We start from the raw sequence: 17,602 nt of genomic DNA, 5'->3' as shown, positions 1-17,602 counted from the left end.
CGTTGAAAGTAAACAGCAGCGTTCGGTCGGGTCAATCGACTGCCCTCACTTCAAAGCCGCGCTGTCTCAAGAGTTGCAGGATGCCGTTTGGGGACGGCAGGTGCAAGGCGCCGACGGCAATGAACCAGCCGCCCTGGTCCAACAGGGGCACCATGCGTTCCGCCATCCGCCGATTGCGCGCGTCCACGACCGACTCCCAAAAGTGTGCGGCCAAACGCGCGTTCAGGCCCCCCAGATAGGTGCGGCTGATCAGCATCAGCGCGTCCAGGTCGCGTGCCAGGTAGGCGAGGGTCAGGGATTCGAACATCGCCGGCATCTGTTCCAGTGAGTCGAGCGTCTCCGCCAACAAGTCGACTTGATCGCAAACTCCCAACTGGTCGAAGAGTGCCAGTTGTTCTTCCATGGTCTCCAACCCCTTGACCTGCTTTTGTGACGTGACAGCCGTGCGATAGAACTGCATGTCGAGGAACTCGCCGGTCTTGGTGGGCGGCACGCTGAGCATGGTCACCACCGCCCAGGGCTTGAAGTCCCGGTAAGCCGCCTCGGACATCCCGCGTCCCTCCAGCACCGCGCTGACCTGCCGGTAGAGGTCCTCCGGCAATACGTCGCGCAGGGTACGGCCATCCGTGTAGGTCATGGTGACCATGGACTTGATGATGGCCTGGGTATCCGGGAGCACCTCCATGGCAAAGCGCGGGCTGGCCGCGAAGGCGGCCTGCACCGGGGCGGACAGGGCGGTCACGCGCGGGTCCTCGCTGTGGATGGTTCCCAACAGGAAACTCACGGCACCAGTCGTGACCGAGCGCACCTCATAGAGGACGCCGACGGTCGGTTGGGGCGCCGCCGCGGCCGCTGCCGACAGCAGCCACAATAACGCGATCAGACGCGTGCGGCCGACGCGGAGTAGACGCCAAGCGATGAACCGACCCATGACCACCCCTGATCTCCACTGCGAACCAACCAGCTCGCGACGATACTCGCGACTATACTCGCGACTATATCAATGCCTGAGCGCGAAGGGCAGCGCCGGTTTGGCAAGTGCGCGTCACACCCGTATGCTGTCGCGATGAAAGAAGACCAATCGACCGTCTCGGGGATTGCCCGGCGCTTTCGCGGATTCCTCCCCGTTGTAGTGGACGTGGAGACCGCCGGCTTCGATGCTCGGCGCCACGCCCTGCTGGAGATCGCCGCGGTCATCATCCGCATGCGCCCGGACGGCCTCCTGGAACCGGCAGCACCGCTGGCCTGCCACGTCCTGCCCTTCGTGGGCTCCGAGATCGACCCCCGCGCGCTGGCCTTCAACGGCATCGACCCGGATCACCCCTTCCGTGACGCGGTGCCGGAGCATGAAGCCCTGGCGCGGATCCTCGTCCCCATCCGCAAGGCAGTCGCCGCCGCCGGCTGCAACCGGGCCATTCTGGTCGGTCACAACGCCCATTTCGACCTCAATTTTCTGGCCGCGGCGGTTGAGCGCACCGGCTTCAAGCGCAATCCGTTCCACGCCTTTAGTGTCTTCGACACCGTGAGTCTGGCCGGGCTGATGTTCGGCCAGACCGTCCTGGCCAAGGCCGCGCGGGCGGCCGGTCTCGGCTGGCAAAACAGCGAGGCCCATGCGGCGCTGTATGACGCCGAGCAGACGGCCCGGCTGTTTTGCGCCATCGTCAACCGTTGGCAGGAACTCGATCCGGTGCGCTTCTGGGAAACGTCGGCTGAGCCTGGGAGTGATAGCCTTCCGATCTGATATTCGGACAGACCCTTGGTGTAGGGGCGGGTTTGAAACCCGCCCCTACGTCCGGTTATCACGTCCGATGGCTAGCACATCGGCAGCCACCCGGCTAAGGCGATTTCCGGCAATCGCCTAATCGTTACCCCGCAGCCGCCACTGGAAGTGGCTCAAGAGCCGCGAGCGGATCTTCTTTTCCTTGTGCTTGCCGGCGGCGGCCAGGCGCTTCTCGGCCACGGCCATCAGGGTCTCCTGGGCGCCCTTGGCGTTCTCCTCGGTGGGGGTGCGCTGGGTGTAATGGCCGTCGCTATCCATGTCCCAGGCCGAACGCTTGTCGGCGAACTGCACGTCGAGGATCAGGCGCAGTTCCTGACGCAGTTCGGGGTTCTCGACCGGGGCATGGACCTCCACGCGGCTGTCCAGGTTACGACCCATCATGTCGGCGGAGCCGATGTAGTATTCCTCATCGCCCCCGTTGCGGAAATACATGATGCGCCCGTGCTCCAGGAAGCGCCCGACGATACTGATGACCCGCGCCTTGTCGCTGATACCGGGCAGCCCGGGGCGGAAACGGCAGGTGTCGCGGATGATCAGGTCCACCCGCACCCCGGCGCGGGTCGCCCGGTAGAGTGCGCGGGTGATCTCCACGTCCTCCAGTGCGTTCATCTTCATCTGGATCAGGCCGGAGCCGTCACGGCGCTGATGCTCGATCTCGCGGTTGATCTTGTCGATGATGCAGCGCTTGAGGTTGTAGGGCGCGGCCAGGATCTTGCGGTAGCTCGGCGGCGGGGAATAGCCGGTGAGGTAGTTGAAGAGTTCGGTGAGATCCTGGCCGATCTCCTCGTCGCAGCCGAGCATGCCCAGGTCGGTGTAGAGCTTGGCGGTGCCCGGATGATAGTTGCCGGTGCCGATATGATAGTAGCGGCGCAGTTGCGCGTAGTCGCGGCGCACGATGAAGATAAGCTTGCTGTGGGTCTTGAGTCCCAGCACGCCGTAATTGACATGGATGCCCTCGGCTTCCAGCCGGCGCGCCCAGCCGATGTTGGCGGCCTCGTCGAAGCGCGCCTGGAGTTCGACCAGCACGGCCACCTGCTTGCCGTTGCGGGCGGCTTCGATCAGCGAGTCGAGGATGGCCCCGGCGGAGGTCCGGTACAGTGTCATCTTGATGGCCAGCACCTTGGGGTCGTCGGCGGCGGTGCGCAGGAAGCGCTCGACCGAGGTGCTGAAAGGCTGATAGGGGTGCTGGAGCAGGATGGGGCCGTTCTCGCGGATGATATGAAAGATGTTGCGCCGATCATTGGCGAGCAGCGGGTGGTCGACCGGGCGGTGCGGCGCGTCCTTGAGGTCGGGGAAATCCAGTCCGGCGATCTCGAAGAGGTCGCGCAACTGCATCATGCCGACGACCGTGACGACGTCCTGCTCCTCGTTGAGTCCGAGTTCCGCCGCCAGCATGCCGCGGTGGACCGGGTCGAAGCCTTCCTGCACCTCCAGGCGCACGATCGGGGCGAAATGGCGCTCCCGCAGTTCGGTCTCGATCAACTCCAGCAGGTCAGTGGCGGCTTCCATGTCGGGCTCGACGATGGCGTTGCGGGTGACCCTGAACAGCTCGGCCGAGTCGATCACCATGCCGGGAAAGAGCATGTCCAGATTGGCGACGATCAGGTCTTCCAGGGTGACGAAGGTGGTGCCGCCGTCGAGCGGGATCAGACGTTTGGACACATCACGGTGCACCGGGACCTTGACTCGGGCCATGTAGCTCTCACTGCCGGCCGGATAACGCAGGGTCACCAGCAGATTCAGGGCCAGGTTGGAGATGAACGGGAAGGGGTGGGCCGGGTCCATGGCGAGCGGCGTCAGCATGGGGAAGATGTTGGCGCGGAAGTGGTCGCGCAGGCGCTCGCGGGCATCCAGCGCCAGATCTTTGATCTGTAGGATGCGGATGCCATGCTCGGCCACCAGTACCATCAACTCGTCGAAGATGCGGTTCTGCTCGGCGTGCATCTCGCGGACCTGGGCCTGGCAGGTCTTGAGCTGTTCGGTGGGAGTGCGGCCGTCGATGCTGGGTTTGTGTACGCCGACGGCGATCTGCTGCTTGAGCCCGCCGATGCGTTTCATGAAGAATTCGTCGAGATTGTTACTGACGATCGCCAGGAACTTCACCCGTTCCAGTAACGGGGTGCGCGGATCATCCGCCTCGTGCAGGACACGCTGGTTGAAGGCGAGCCAGGTCAGTTCCCGGTTGAGGTAGAGTGTCGGGTCGTCCGGCTTGAAATCATCCGCGACCGGCATCGACGTCGGATGGTCGGCGAGGTCTGTATCATCATCGTCGTCGAGGATTGACTGAGCCAGGCTGTCGTTCATGGTGGTTTCCCGGTGGCGACTGACAAGGGGGCGGATCAGCCTCTGATTCTAACAACGACACGGCCGGAAAGGATGGTGTATTTGTGACGCGAGCGATGATGAGTACGGCGCCCCGATGAGCGAGTTCCTGACCGAGTTCCTGAACGAGTCCGGCAGCGCTCCCGATACGCTATTCGACCAGCCGCGGGCCCCGGTTCGACCCTTCGAGTTCGATGCCGCCGTGGCTCAGGTCTTTCCCGACATGGTGCGGCGCTCGGTGCCCGGCTACCGCGAATTGGTGGAGCTGATCGGGCTGCTCGCCCGGCGTCTGGCGCAGCCCGGAACCTGCTGCTATGACCTGGGTTGTTCGCTGGGAGCGGTTACCCGCTCCATCCTGCGCCAGGTGGACCCGCGGGTGCGCATCATCGCGGTGGACAACGCGCCGGCCATGATCGCCGGCCTGCAGGCCCGGTTGGCCGACGTTCCTGGGGCGGAGCGGGTCGAGACCCGGTGTGCCGATCTTTGCGACCTGCCCGTCGCTGAGGCGTCCGTGCTGGTGCTCAATCTGACGTTGCAGTTCATCGCACCGGAGTTGCGCCTTGAACTCCTGCGCCGGTTGCGGGCCGGATTGGTGCCGGGCGGGGTGCTGATTCTGGCCGAGAAGGTCCGGGTCGCGCCTGGGGCTGGAGGTCATCTGCTGACCGCTCTGCACGAGGATTTCAAGCGGGCTCAAGGCTACAGCGAACTGGCCATCAGCCGTAAACGGGCCGCCCTGGAGCAGGTGTTGGTGCCCGATACCATCGAGACACACGAGCAGCGACTGCTGGCGGCCGGCTTTGCGGGCCATACCCGCTGGTATCAGTCACTCAACTTCGTTGCATGGGTCGCATGGACTTAACGCCCTTTCGGCCCTTTTTCGACCGGCTGGCGGCGACCCGACTCGGACCCTGGGCGGCGGGGTTGGAGGCGGCGGTCGGCAAGCGACTCGCGGCCGGTGCCCATGGCGATCTGGCGCGCTGGGAGGCGGCCCTCGCGGACTTGCCGGCCCTGCCGGTCGGGGCGGTCACACTGACGGCGGCCTGTGTCGGCTGTACCGCGGCCCGGCTGCCGACGGCCGCGGAGATCAACGGCCTGCGCGCCGCGCTCCTGGCCCTGCATCCGTGGCGCAAGGGTCCGTTCTGCATCCATGGTGTGCGCATCGACACCGAGTGGCGCTCCGACTGGAAATGGGATCGGCTGGCCGGGGCCTTGACCCCGCTCGCCGGCCGACTGGTGCTGGACGTGGGCTGCGGCAATGGGTATCACGCCTGGCGCATGATCGGGGATGGAGCCCGGCTGGTGGTCGGGATCGACCCGACCTGGGTGTTCGTGACCCAGTTTCAGGCTGTCAACCGCTATCTCGGCCGGGATGACCTGTGCGTCCTGCCGCTCGGGATCGAGGATTTGCCCGCCGGGCGCGCGCCGGACGGGTTCGATACCGTCTTCTCGATGGGGGTGCTCTACCACCGCCGCGCGCCGATCGATCATCTGCTCGATCTGCGTCGGCTCCTGCGCTCCGGCGGAGAACTGGTGTTGGAGACTTTGGTGCTGGAGGGTGAGGGTCAGCGGGTGCTGGTGCCGCCGGAGCGCTACGCCGCCATGCGCAATGTGTGGTTCATCCCGACGGTGGAGTCACTGACCGTCTGGCTCCAGCGCTGTGGGTTCGCGGACGTCCGGTTGGTGGATTGCAGCCGCACCCGGATCGAAGAGCAGCACGGCACGGCCTGGATGCGCTTTCAGTCCCTGCCGGATCATCTCGACCCGGACGATCCCAACCGCACTCGCGAGGGGTTGCCGGCACCGGTCCGTGCCATTCTGATTGCCCGGAACAGCGGCGGGGCGGCGGGTGCATAGCAGCCTGCCGGACTTTAGGCGATTTCCGAATAAGACGCTATCAAGAATCAAGCTCCGTAGGAGCCCGCTTGCGGGCGACGTGACCTGCCGGAATCGCGTCATTGTACCCCCACCCGTCGCCCGCAAGCGGGCTCCTACGGGTTGGATTTTTCGCGCAAATCACCTTACGTGCGATGCGCTCGATTACGACAGCGACAACGATTGCACGCGCTGTTGGACCGATTCCTGGCTTGTTGCTAAGGCGATTGCCGGACGTTATTTTCTTGGGGGGAATGGCCGAAAAGACACCGGACGGGCAGAATCCCGTCCGGTACAGGGGAGCAGGGCGTTTCCGGTCCCTGGTCCAGTCCGAAGTCTGGGTGAGTTCGGCGTCGGATGCGCGCGACTCCCTGCCCCAAGGTCCCTCAGGGGCTCCATGTCAGAGGTGTGTTGTCAGCCTGATGCTTCCGTGCAAGTGGACGTAGTGTCTTCCTTGGGCGCGCGTTCGCCTATCGTCCAAATGGACTAAATCAGTGTGTTCCGGGTCGACAGTCACCTGCTCATGCATCGTTTGAATGGCGCCCTTCAGCCTCTGGAGAATCACTCGTTACTTTATGAATCATGCGCATGAGTTCAGTCTGACTGCGCGTCCCCATCTTGAGGAAGACCGCGCGCAATTGTGCCCGCAGGGTGTAGTAGGATCGATGGGTGCGTTCCGCTGAACGTCGCAGCGAACCGCATTCCGTCAACGTTTCGATTAGTCTGGTCTCGGCGGGTGTCAGGCCGTAGGTGCGTGCGACCCGGTCGAAATCCGGTTGCAGGGTCCGGGTTGCCAGCGCATCCGCGATCCGCAGGGCACGGCTGATGTGGTTGAAATAGCGCTGCAATCGGGCGACCTCAGCGGCGGTGTAGGGGCCGGCCGCCGCTGCCCGCGGCATCCCGAGTTGCAGGTTGAGTTGGTCGCGGATGCGGATATAAGCGCGGGCCGTATAACGCAGGCCGTTCGGTCTGAACCAGTCGTTGAAGTACTCGGAGGCGCAGAAGACCCGCGCCGGTACCAGGTCTTCTCCCGTCAAGATGAGGCCCGGGGGGGCCTGACCCGACCGGATGCGTGCCGCGAAGGGGTCGATCGCGGCGAAATGCTCCGCGTACTGTTGCCACCGGCTCCCGTCCGGGTCAGTCGTCGCGAAGCCGCGCGCCTGATCGGGCGAGACTTCATACACCGCGAGCAGGCCAACCTCGGCCGAGAACTCGGACTTCAGACAGGTGAGGATGTCCTTCCAGGACGCGCGGCCCAAGGCAACGTCATGGATCTGCTCCAGCAGGTCCAGATCAACCAACACGGGTTCTGATGCAGTCATAGATGAAGGGATCGACCAGTTCGACGCGTCGGCACCGCCGCTAGTTAGCCCTAAGAGTGACGTCGGTTCAAGTTAGAATCCAGGATACCGTTGCGTCTCCCCACTCAAGGGTCGACCGGCTCGGCCTGGGGCCGGGGCCGCCACTCATCCGCCATTCGCTACGCCTCAGCGCTACGTTCCCTGAAATCTATGAACCCACGTGCCCCCCGCGGCAGTGCCGCCGCACTGCCGACGCCGGCCCAGGTCGCGGCCTCGCCGCTGGCCCGCTACCGGCCGCTGCTGGACGATTGGGATGCCTTTGCGGCCGCACTGTGCCGACCGCTGCCGACCTGTGTCTGGGCGCAGCCGGCGCGCATCAGCGTCGGAGACCTCGCCAACCTCCTGGCCGAGGAAGGCATTGCGGCCTATTCCGTGCCCTGGCTGCCGGGTGCCTTGCGGTTGCCGGAGGAGACCCGTGCCGGCCAACACTGGTGGTATTGCGCCGGGCTCGCCCATGCCCAGGAGACGGTCTCACAACTCCCGGCCCTGCTCTTGGATCTGGTTCCCGGCCAACGGGTGCTGGACCTGTGCGCCGCGCCCGGCGGCAAGACGGCGCAGATCGCCCTGGCGCTGGACAATCGCGGGACCCTGATCGCCAACGATATCTCCACGGCCCGGATCAAGGCGCTCCAGGGGAATCTGGACCGGCTCGGCATCGTCAACTGCACCACGACCTGTACCGACGGAGCCAACTGGCCCGCGGCCGGGGGTCAGTTCGATCGCATCCTGGTGGATGCGCCCTGCTCGAGCGAGGGCACCCTGCGTCGCAACCCGTCACTGATCGGCCGGTTCGATCCCGGCGCGCCGGCGCGACTCGCGCCGCGTCAGCGTGCCCTGTTGCGCAAGGCGGTGCAGCGGCTCAAGCCCGGCGGGCGCCTGGTGTACTCCACCTGCACCTTCGCCCCGGAGGAAAACGAACTCACGGTGGCGGACATCCTGGCCGAGTACCCCGCAGCGGTCCGGGTGGTGCCGGCGACGCTCCCGGGGGTCATCACCGCCCCCGGACTGACCCATTGGGCCGGGCGCGACCTGCCCGCCGACTTGACCCATTGCCTGCGCATCTGGCCACACCACAACGACAGCGGCGGTTTCTTCATCGCCGTGCTGGAGAAGGACGCGGGGACTGCCGCCGGGCCGGAACCCGAGCCGGCCGGGCTCGATCCGGCGGACGGTGACGCCTGGCTGCCCGAGTTGGCCGCGCACTACGGATTGCCGCACGACTACTGGGCGGGCTTCCGTGCCCATCGCCAAACCCGCCGCGGGCTGCATCTGATGGCCGCGGACCACCATCCGCCGGCCTGGCCCAAGGCGGAGGGGAGCGGACTCTTCTTTCACCGTACCAACTGCCGGCCGCCCAAGCCGACCACCGGTGCGGCGATGGTGTTCGGTCCGCTGGCCACCCGCTGCCGGATCGCGCTGACCCTGGGGCAGCGGGACCACTACCTGCGTCGGGAGCAGTTCGACCCGACCCACGACCAGCTCAGCGCCAATCCGCCAGGCCAGGTGTTGGTTACGTACCGCGGCCAGGTGCTGGGAGTAGCGGTGCTGCACCGCTCCGGCGTCATCGAAAGCCTGTTCCCGAGCCGCTGGAGTGGGTGCACGGGTGGGGGCGTCGTGCAAGGACTGGAAACGGACGATGACTTCGCACCTGCGCTGTGAGACCGGGGTGGGGAACCGGTACGCGGTGCGGTGGCTGAATATCGACACGCCGCCTGGGGAATCATTCTTCAGCGCCCACCAAGGTGTTGTGGTGGCGTCGGCGGCAGCCAGCGCAGCAACTTGGTGAAGAGTGTGTCCGGTTCCACCGGTTTGGCGATGTGGTCGTTCATACCTGCCTCCAGACACTGCCGGCGGTCGGCCGAAAAGGCGCTGGAGGTCATGGCCAGGATGGGCAGCGACTCCTTGTCGGGCAGCCGACGGATGGCCCGGGTGGCCTCCAACCCATCCATGACCGGCATCTGCACGTCCATCAGGACCAGGGCATAGTCGCCGTCGCGGACGCGCTCGACGGCCAGTTGACCGTTATCCACCACATCGACCGTCAGACCCAGGCCGGAAAGCAACTCCAGCGTGACGAGCTGATTCATCGGCTCGTCCTCCGCCAGCAGCAGGTGTGCCCCTGCATGGCAGCGGGCGAGCCGCTGCTCCGCCGTCTCGTGCGCCGTCCCGTCCGGTGGGCGCTCCGTGCGCGCGGCGCCGGTGACCCGACCCAGGCGGGCGGTGAACCAGAAGGTGCTGCCCAGGCCCGCGGTACTTTCCACGCCAACCGCGCCGCCCATGAGTGAGGCCAGTCGCGCGACGATGACCAGCCCCAGGCCGGTACCCCCGTACTCGCGGGTGGTCGAGTTGTCGGCCTGCATGAAGGGCTGGAACAGCCGAGCTTGCTGCTCCGGGGTCAGGCCGATGCCCTGGTCCTGAACCTCGATCCGCACCAGGACCGTCTGCGGGGTCTCCTCCGCGACCCGGGCGCTCATCCGGATCTCGCCGGCATGCGAGAACTTGAGCGCATTGGACAGATAGTTGGTCACCATCTGACTCAAGCGCAGTGGGTCGCCGTGCAAGTGCGTTGGGCAGTCGGGGTCGACCTCGCAAATCAAGGTCAGGCCCTGCTCCGCCGCGCGTTCGCGCAGCAGGTCGGCGGTGTGATCGAAAAGCTCCGTCAGTACGACATCGGATTGATCGAGAACCACCCGGTCGGCCTCGATCTTGGACAGGTCCAAAACGTCATTGAGGATACCGAGCAGGTGCCGCGCGGCCTCCCCGACCTTGAACAGCCGACCCTGCGCCTTGGGGTCGGTGATGTCACGCTGGAGCAGGTAGTTCAGCCCGATGATGGCATTCATAGGCGTGCGGATCTCGTGGCTCATGTTGGCCAGGAAGGCGCTCTTGGCCCGGTTGGCCGACTCGGCGGCGTCGCGTGCCTCGATGAGATCCAGTGTTCGTGCCTGCACCATGGCCTCCAGGTGATGGCGATGGCGGTCCAGCTCGAGTTCGGCCAGTTTGCGCTCGGTGATGTCATGAATGATGGAGAATAGTACCGTCCGGTGTTGGATAACCACCGGGGACGAATGGACCTCCACCGTGCGTTCCTGACCATTGGCGAGGCGGTGGGGAAAGATGAAATAGTTGCGCCTTTCGGCCACTGCCCGGCCGAGTTCGTCCGCCACTTCATGCGGCGGGAGCGCGTTGATGTCCTGAATCGCCAGGGTGCGGATGTGCTCTTTGGTATAGCCGTAGAAGGCGCAAGCGGCCTGATTCGCGTCGAGGATGGCGCCGGTCTCCGGCACGATCAGCAACATGATGGAATCGTGCCGCTCGAACATCAGGTGGAATCGCTCCTCGCTCTCGCGCAAGCCGTCTTCCGCCCGTTTGCGCTCCGTGATATCGAAGAAGGTCACGACGATTTGCTCGATCTGGCCTTGGTCATCACGGATTGGGTGAGCCTCGCATTGGACCCAGGTCGGGCTTTCGCGGTCGGGTCTGATGATGCCAAGGTTCAGATTTTGCAGCGCCACCCCGGAGGTCAACACACAATTGACCGGGAACTCATCGACCGGCATACGCGAGCCGTCCTCCCGGATGAAATGCCAGGCCGGATCGATGGCCGCAACCCCCAGCATCTGGTCTACCGTCAGTCCCAGCAGGTGCGGGGCCATGGCATTGGCGAACAGGATGCCGGTATCGGACCCGTGCACCACCACTCCGGCGGACAGGTTATCGACCAGGCCGCGATAGCGGCGCTCACTCTCCCGCAGTGCCGCCTGGACCTCGAGGCGCTCGATGGCGTCGGCGGCGGTATCGGCGATGGTCAGGAGCGTCTCGACCAGGCGCCCAACCTCGGGGCGTCGGCGTGTATCCGCGAGCGACAGGGTTCCCAGGACCCGAGTTCCGAGCTTCAGTGGTACGCACAGGAAGGCCACGACGCCCAGTTTGCGCAAGGCGGTGGAGGCATACTCCGGCCGGGCGCCGACATTGGTCTCGACCAGCGGCTCGCCACTCTGGGCGACCCGGCCGGACAGGGTCCGGCCGACGGGGACGCGCAGTGGACCCTCCGCGGCGACGGGGATACCCACCGAGCCCGCCAAGACCATTTCCCCAAGCGTCGCGTCATAGGTCTCGACGGCGGCGATGGGGAACTGCAGACGGGTCGACAAGAGCGCGGGCAGGGCCTCACGGAACCGCTGCGCGGAATCGGACGAGACCGCCAGTCGGCCCACGGCGCTGACCGCCTCCCGGGCCATTGAATCGTACACCTGGTCGGTGATGTCGCCATAGGTGACGACCACACCATAACCCGGGAGCGGCAACCGGGTGGCCGTCACGCTGATCCAAGCGATGGCCCCGTCAGGCTTGGCCACGCCCATCGGGGCGCGGTGTAAGCCGGGCCGCCCCTTCAGGGCCAAGACGCTGGGGAACGCGTCCGGCGGCATAGGTGTCCCGTCGAGCCGGAAGATGCTCCAGGCGGGGCTGTCGATCGCGCGCTGCCGCTGCTCCGACTGGGTGACGCCAAGGAGTGTCTCGGCGGTCGGGTTCGCCTCGATGATCTTGCCTGTCTCGTCCGAAACGGTGATCGCCATGGGAAAGTTGTTGAACAGGGTCTTGTACTTGGTCAAGGCAACGTCGCGTGTCTGCTCCGCGCGCTTGCGCTCGGTGATGTCGAGCATGGCCCCCTGGTACATGCAGAGGGCGCCCGCGGCATCGCGCACCGCCAGGGCGTTGATCGAGACCCAGATGGTCTGCCCGTCCCGTCGGTATCCCTGGGTTTCGAAGCCCCTGACCTCGCCCCGCTCGGCGAGCATCCGCTCCAGGGACTCCCGGTCCCGGGGGTCGGTGTAGATCTGGGCGCCGATGTCGGCGATCCCATCGACGATTTCAGCCGGGGCAGCGTACCCGAGTATCCGCGCGAAGGCGGGGTTGACATCGAGATAACGGCCCTGTGGGGTGGCTTGGTAGATCCCCACCGGGGAGGTCTCGAAGATCTCCCGATACTTGCGCTCTGCTTCGCGCAGGGCCTGCTCAGCGCGCTCCCGCGCCGCAAGTTCCGCGGCCAACCGGATGGTGTGCGAGCGCGCCCTGATGAGTGCGAGCACCAGGGCGGCTAAGAGTCCACTGATGACGGTCCCGCCGCCCGCGATCAGCCGGACTCTCATGTCATCCAATGACGGCGCCAATGCACTGGGGCGGGCAACACTGAACCGCAGAGTCCAGTTGTGACCCCTGAAATCAATCGGGATTTGCACCACCTCGGGCGCCGCGGGGGCGGCTTCTGCCGGGTCGACGGGTGGGCTGTCGTAGAGGAGGGCCGCGGGCGAGATCTGGTGCCCGTCGTAGACCGCAAGTCGGATGCCTTTGCCGCCGTTGCGGCCCCAGCCGCCCAGGATCCCGTTCATGAGGTCGTTCATCCGGTAGGGACTATAGACCCAGCCGACCAGAGCGGAGCGGCGCGCCTCAAGGCTATCCGTTGGCACCCCAATGCGATAGACCGGGACATACATGAGTGTACCGGCCTGGATGTCCTGATCCGTCTCCTGCACCAACTGGACCTTACCCGACAGCGCGGCCACGTCCGCATCGCGCGCCCGCTCCATGGCGGAGCGGCGTACCGGCTCGGAGAACATGTCGTAGCCGAAGGCGCGCAGGTTGCGCCCGGAAAAGGGTTCAAGGTAAAGGATGGACGTATAGACCGGGCGCTCGCCCTCAGGCCAAACCCGATAGTCAGGGAAACCCTGATCGCGGACGTCTTGGACGTGTTGGGACAGGCGCTCCCGCGGAATCAGCACCGAAAACCCGAGCCCCTGGATGCCGGGGAGGTTGAGGTTGACCTTGCTATTATCGACAAAAGCCTGCCACTCCTTGCGGGTGACGTCCTGCGACCCCGCGATGAAGGCGGCACCGCTACGCAGGAGCTGGGCATGGGCATGCAGTCTGACCTGGATCTTGGTCGCGATCTCTTCACCGATCAGGGCGAGTTCCCGTCGGGTCTGCGCCTGGATTTGCACCTGGGTATAGCGCGTGATCAGGACCGTCAGCACCAAGCCGACTGCCAGTGTGACCCAGACCGGCCAGGATCGGCGGGGCTTAACGGGAGGGGGAAGCATGACTCAATCTGTCGGTACGGGTCAGGTCGGCGAGCGCGGGCATGCAGGGGACTCCTGTTGACTGGACCTGGAACGGGGCGCCGAGTTGGGCGCGCGCCTCCCCTAGGGTCAGTAGCGCGGCCTCGTACTCGAAGTCGGCGATCTGACGCGCCAGGGTCCGGACGGAATCCCCCAGGAGCGCCTCGACCGTGATGCGGTCTCGCCGGAGTGTCTCCCGCACCGCGACGTCGCCGTGGATCAGCAGGGCCTCGATCTGGTCGAGCAGGGCGCCGGCGGTCTTGGGGTCCAGGCGGACGGGCGTCCCCACTGTGTCGGTCTGACTGCCGCCGGGACCGCTGCTCTCGACCAGGTGCTCGTTATCCCCCTTGCCGCGGTCGGTCGGGACTGGGGCCGTTGCCGGGGACCGCGATCCCTCGCGCCCGGTCGAGCCCCGTGCCGCCGCGTCCGGCACTGCGGGTGCGATGGCCCCGTCGCCGGTCCCGGGGTCAGCCTGATCGGACCCGGGCGGCAGCCACTTGAGCAGCAGTCCGGACAGGACATCCAGGTCCACCGGCTTCGCGATATGGTCGTTCATGCCGGCTGCCAGGCAGGCCTTGCGGTCCTCGCTGAATGCGCCGGCGGTCATCGCCAGGATCGGCGTCATCGCGTATCCGGGCAGGCGGCGGATCGCCCGGGTCGCATCCAGCCCGTCCATGACCGGCATCTGGACATCCATGAAGATCAGGGTATAAGGGACGCTACGCGCGCATTCGACGGCCTGGCGCCCATCCCCCGCCACATCCACCACGAACCCGAGTTCGCGCAGCGACTCGCAGGCGACCTCCTGGTTGGTCGGGTTATCCTCCACGAGCAGCAGGCGGTTCCCCCGGCAACGACCGGCCAGGGACGTCCGGGCGACGGCTGGGTCATCGACTGTCGGGACGGACGGCGTGGCGCCGGCGAGCCCTTTGCCCAGGTGTACGGTGAACCAGAAGGTACTGCCCGCGCCGGGCGTGCTGGTCACGCCGGCCTGGCCGCCCATGAGTTCGACCAGCCGACGGGTGATGGCAAGTCCCAGTCCGGTGCCGCCGTAACGCCGCGTGGTCGAACTGTCGGCTTGCTCAAAGGCGGCGAACAGCTTACCCAACTGATCCGGGGCAATGCCGGTGCCCGTGTCGGACACCTCGAAGCGAGCAAGCAGGTCGTTCGCGGTCTCCTCGACGACCGTTACCCTCACGGCGATCTCTCCCCGCTCGGTGAACTTGACGGCGTTGGTCAGATAGTTCAGCAGGGCCTGACGCAGCCGGGTGGCGTCCCCGCTCACGACCAATGGAAGTACGTCGGCCTCGCACCGATAGGCGAGCCCCTTGGCTACCAGCGAATCATTGATGAGTGCGCGAACCTGATCGAGGAAGGCTGCCGGAGAGAAACTCACGAATTTCAGGTTGAGCTTGCCCGCTTCGATCTTTGAGAGATCCAGGATATCGTTGATGACCGAGAGCAGGTGATTGGCGGCCGAGCCGATCTTGACCAGGCGCTCCTGCTGTACCGGGTCGGTGACGTCACGTGCGACCAGTTGGGTAAGACCGAGGATGGCATTCATGGGGGTGCGAATCTCGTGGCTCATATTCGCCAGGAAAGCGCTCTTGGCCCGGTTGGCCGACTCGGCCTGGTGCTTGGCCGCGGCCAACTCCGCCGTACGGCTCTCGACCAAGTCCTCCAAGTGCTCGCGATGGCGCGCCAGTTCCTCCGCCAGACGCCGCTTCTCCGTGATGTCCTGCTTGATTGCCAGATAGTGCGTGATGTGCCCGTCCGGTTGGCGGATGGGCGTGATATGGACGAACTCCACATACTCGCTGCCGTCCTTGCGGCGGTTAATCAGCTCCCCTCGCCAGGCTTGACCCGTGACCAGTGCCCCCCACAGCGCTTCGTAGGTGGTTTGGGGCGTCTTGCCCGAGTGCAGGATACGCGGATTCCGGCCCAAGACCTCGGTGCGTTCGTATCCGCTGCTGCGCACGAAGGCATCGTTGACATATTCGATTCGGGCCTCGAGGTCAGTAATAACGATACTGTTGGGGCTCTGTTCCACCGCGAGCGAGAGCTTGCGTAGCTCGTCCTCGGCACGTCGGCGTCCGGTAATGTCGGTGTGGGCGATGACCACGCCTCGCTCGGTGCCCTGCCCGGTCGCATCCAAGGGAGTGACGTGCATGATGAACCAGCGTTGGCAGTCCGGCCCATGGCAGGGGGACTCCAGCGTGAAGCTCGGCCGCCGCCCCTCCAAGACGGCCAGGATACCGTCGTGCGCTTCCCGCGCACCCTCCGACGCCTCGCCCCGGCACTGGCGCAGCACGGCGAGATAGTTCGTGCCGACACCCGTGCGCGGAACCGGCCGCCCCGGTTGCGGGCTGTTGTCGAGGGCGAACCGCTCCCAGGGCCGGTTCACGGCCACGATGGAACCCGTCTGGTCGAGGACGGCGATGTGGGAGGAGACCGAGTCGAGCACGGCACGCTTGAGCCGCTCGCTTTCGCGCAGCGCCGTGGCGGCAGCGCGCGCGGCGGTGATGTCGCGCCCGATGTCCAGTACCCCGCTCAGCCCTCCTTCCGAGTCGAGCATGGGCGTCTTGAAGCGTTGGCGCTCTTGATCCAGCGCCGGCTCGGTGCGCTTCATCTCAGGTTGGTCGGTCAAGGCGTCTTGGTTAGCCTTTGCACGGCGGCGCGAGCGGTGCAGTGATTCGCTCATGGCGCTGATCAAGACCCCGTTGGCGGCCAGGATAGCCAATTGGACAAGGGTGTCGGGTGCCGCCGCAGACCATTCGCCGGACAGGGAAATGGTGTGATAGGCCAGCCCCAAGGCGGCGATCAGGGTGGCGACCAGACCGGGGCCCAGTCCACCCATCAGGGCGCTCAGCACGATGGAGACCATCAGCAAGAGCGGGAACGCGCGATCACCGAAGGGGATTCCGACCAACCAGTGCTCCAGCAGGACGCCCAAGGTGATCAAGACGGCGAAGCCGTAGGCGAGCCGGTTAGGCCAGCCAAGCAACGGGGCGGCTGCGGTTTCCGCTCGGATCGAAGGGTCTACGGGCGGGGTGCCCTGCATGGGGATGGACTCGTCGTTGGGGGTTCGCGGAGCCTAGTCGTCGCAGTAATGGTTGGCAATCTCCGCAATCTCATCGCGCCCGGCCAGGAAGGCATCGACCAGGTTCGGGTCGAAGTGCCGACCGCTCCCTTCGCGGATGATCCCGGTGGCGGCGTCGAGTGATACAGGCTCCTTATAGACCCGGCGGCTGGTCAGTGCGTCGAAGACATCCGCGAGCGCCATGAGTCGAGCGGCCAGCGGGATGGCCTCGCCCGCCAGGCCCTCGGGGTAACCGCTGCCGTCCCATTTCTCGTGGTGATAGTGGGCGATATCCTTGGCCAGGGTCAGGAAGGCAACCGGCCTTTGGGCATCTCGCTCGGCCAGTTCGATGGCGTCGCTGCCGAGCTTGGCGTGGGTCTTCATGACCTGCCATTCATCCGGGGTGAGCGGCCCCGGCTTGCGCAGGATCTGGTCGGGGATGCCCACTTTGCCGATGTCGTGCAGCAGTGCGGACTTGGCGAGCAGGTCGATGGTGCGCGTGGTGAGCTGTCCGGCGAAGCGCGACTGCCCCTTGATCCGCGTCGCCAAGGTGCGCACATATTCCTGAGTGCGCCGCAGGTGATTGCCGGTCTCGTTGTCTCGAATCTCAGCCAGACGGGCCAGGGCGTGGATGCTAACGTCTTGGATGAGTTGGTTCTCGCCGAGACGCTGCTCCACCTGTGCCTCCAGGCTGGCGTTGCGGTCGCGCAGCAGGCCGCCTGCCCACTTGAGTGCGAGCTGCTTGTGAACCCGCGCGAGCACGATGCGAGGACGCAGCGGCTTGGTGATATAGTCCGCCGCTCCCAGTTCCAGGCCCCGTTCCTCATCTTCCGCCTCATTCATTGCGGTGACGATGATGACGGGTATGTCGCGCGTTTGTACATTTTCCTGGAGTCTGACCAGCACCTGATAGCCGTCCATGCCGGGCATCATGAGGTCCAACAGGATCAGGTCCGGTTGCGGCTCCGCTGCTGCGAGCTATAGTGGACCCTGAAAACCGGACAGTAATTTAAGCTCGCGTCGAACCAAAAGGGGCATATCATAATGGGCGAAGCGAAGCGCAAGACGTACA

10 protein-coding genes and 1 pseudogene are annotated in these 17,602 nt (G+C 65.5%); 4 read left to right on the top strand and 7 right to left on the bottom strand.

Annotated elements, in window-relative coordinates:
* Positions 1–31: 31 nt before the first annotated feature.
* Positions 32–931, bottom strand: a complete 900-nt coding sequence (locus A39O_RS0127705) for a TraB/GumN family protein (RefSeq protein WP_020507915.1) — start codon at positions 929–931, stop codon at positions 32–34.
* A 135-nt stretch (positions 932–1,066) separates the two neighbouring features.
* Between A39O_RS0127705 and rnt the strand changes: the two genes are divergently transcribed.
* Complete coding sequence (gene rnt, locus A39O_RS0127700) at positions 1,067–1,741, top strand: ribonuclease T (protein WP_040528962.1); 675 nt, start codon at positions 1,067–1,069, stop codon at positions 1,739–1,741.
* Between the two features lie 117 nt (positions 1,742–1,858).
* Here rnt and ppk1 read toward each other — a convergent pair whose 3' ends face one another.
* Positions 1,859–4,084, bottom strand: a complete 2,226-nt coding sequence (gene ppk1 / locus A39O_RS0127695) for a polyphosphate kinase 1 (protein WP_020507913.1) — start codon at positions 4,082–4,084, stop codon at positions 1,859–1,861.
* 115 nt (positions 4,085–4,199) lie between these two features.
* Here ppk1 and cmoA point away from each other — a divergent pair, with 115 nt between their 5' ends.
* Both cmoA and cmoB read left to right on the top strand, forming a co-directional pair.
* Positions 4,200–4,961, top strand: a complete 762-nt coding sequence (gene cmoA / locus A39O_RS0127690) for a carboxy-S-adenosyl-L-methionine synthase CmoA (RefSeq protein WP_020507912.1) — start codon at positions 4,200–4,202, stop codon at positions 4,959–4,961.
* On the top strand, positions 4,952–5,956 hold the full coding sequence (gene cmoB / locus A39O_RS0127685) for a tRNA 5-methoxyuridine(34)/uridine 5-oxyacetic acid(34) synthase CmoB (protein WP_020507911.1): 1,005 nt from the start codon (positions 4,952–4,954) through the stop codon (positions 5,954–5,956). Before cmoA ends, cmoB begins: the two co-directional genes overlap by 10 nt.
* A gap of 539 nt (positions 5,957–6,495) precedes the next feature.
* Here the strand turns inward: cmoB and A39O_RS0127680 are convergent.
* Positions 6,496–7,296: a helix-turn-helix transcriptional regulator gene (locus tag A39O_RS0127680; RefSeq protein ID WP_157640466.1), complete on the bottom strand. Its 801-nt coding sequence runs from the start codon at positions 7,294–7,296 to the stop codon at positions 6,496–6,498.
* A gap of 189 nt (positions 7,297–7,485) precedes the next feature.
* Here A39O_RS0127680 and A39O_RS37230 point away from each other — a divergent pair, with 189 nt between their 5' ends.
* Positions 7,486–8,994, top strand: a complete 1,509-nt coding sequence (locus tag A39O_RS37230; protein ID WP_020507909.1) for an RsmB/NOP family class I SAM-dependent RNA methyltransferase — start codon at positions 7,486–7,488, stop codon at positions 8,992–8,994.
* A gap of 68 nt (positions 8,995–9,062) precedes the next feature.
* Here A39O_RS37230 and A39O_RS37225 read toward each other — a convergent pair whose 3' ends face one another.
* From A39O_RS37225 to A39O_RS43295, 4 genes and pseudogenes are all read right to left on the bottom strand, one after another.
* On the bottom strand, positions 9,063–13,433 hold the full coding sequence (locus A39O_RS37225; protein ID WP_157640464.1) for a CHASE domain-containing protein: 4,371 nt from the start codon (positions 13,431–13,433) through the stop codon (positions 9,063–9,065).
* The gene (locus tag A39O_RS37220) at positions 13,414–16,512 is read right to left on the bottom strand and encodes a PAS domain S-box protein (protein ID WP_083924929.1); all 3,099 of its coding nucleotides are present in this window, start codon (positions 16,510–16,512) and stop codon (positions 13,414–13,416) included. The genes A39O_RS37225 and A39O_RS37220 overlap by 20 nt, the downstream gene beginning before the upstream one ends.
* Positions 16,513–16,545: 33 nt before the next feature.
* Complete coding sequence (locus A39O_RS35490; protein ID WP_281170110.1) at positions 16,546–17,208, bottom strand: HD-GYP domain-containing protein; 663 nt, start codon at positions 17,206–17,208, stop codon at positions 16,546–16,548.
* An 81-nt stretch (positions 17,209–17,289) separates the two neighbouring features.
* A pseudogene (locus A39O_RS43295) lies at positions 17,290–17,484 on the bottom strand (response regulator); the annotation flags it as partial.
* Between the last annotated feature and the right edge of the window lie 118 nt (positions 17,485–17,602).

It is taken from the genome of Lamprocystis purpurea DSM 4197 (genome assembly GCF_000379525.1).
In the GTDB taxonomy this organism is placed as follows: Bacteria; Pseudomonadota; Gammaproteobacteria; order Chromatiales; family Chromatiaceae; genus Thiodictyon; species Thiodictyon purpureum.
Note: the sequence above shows the minus strand (reverse complement) of the source record. Positions and strands in the feature narration are given on the sequence as shown.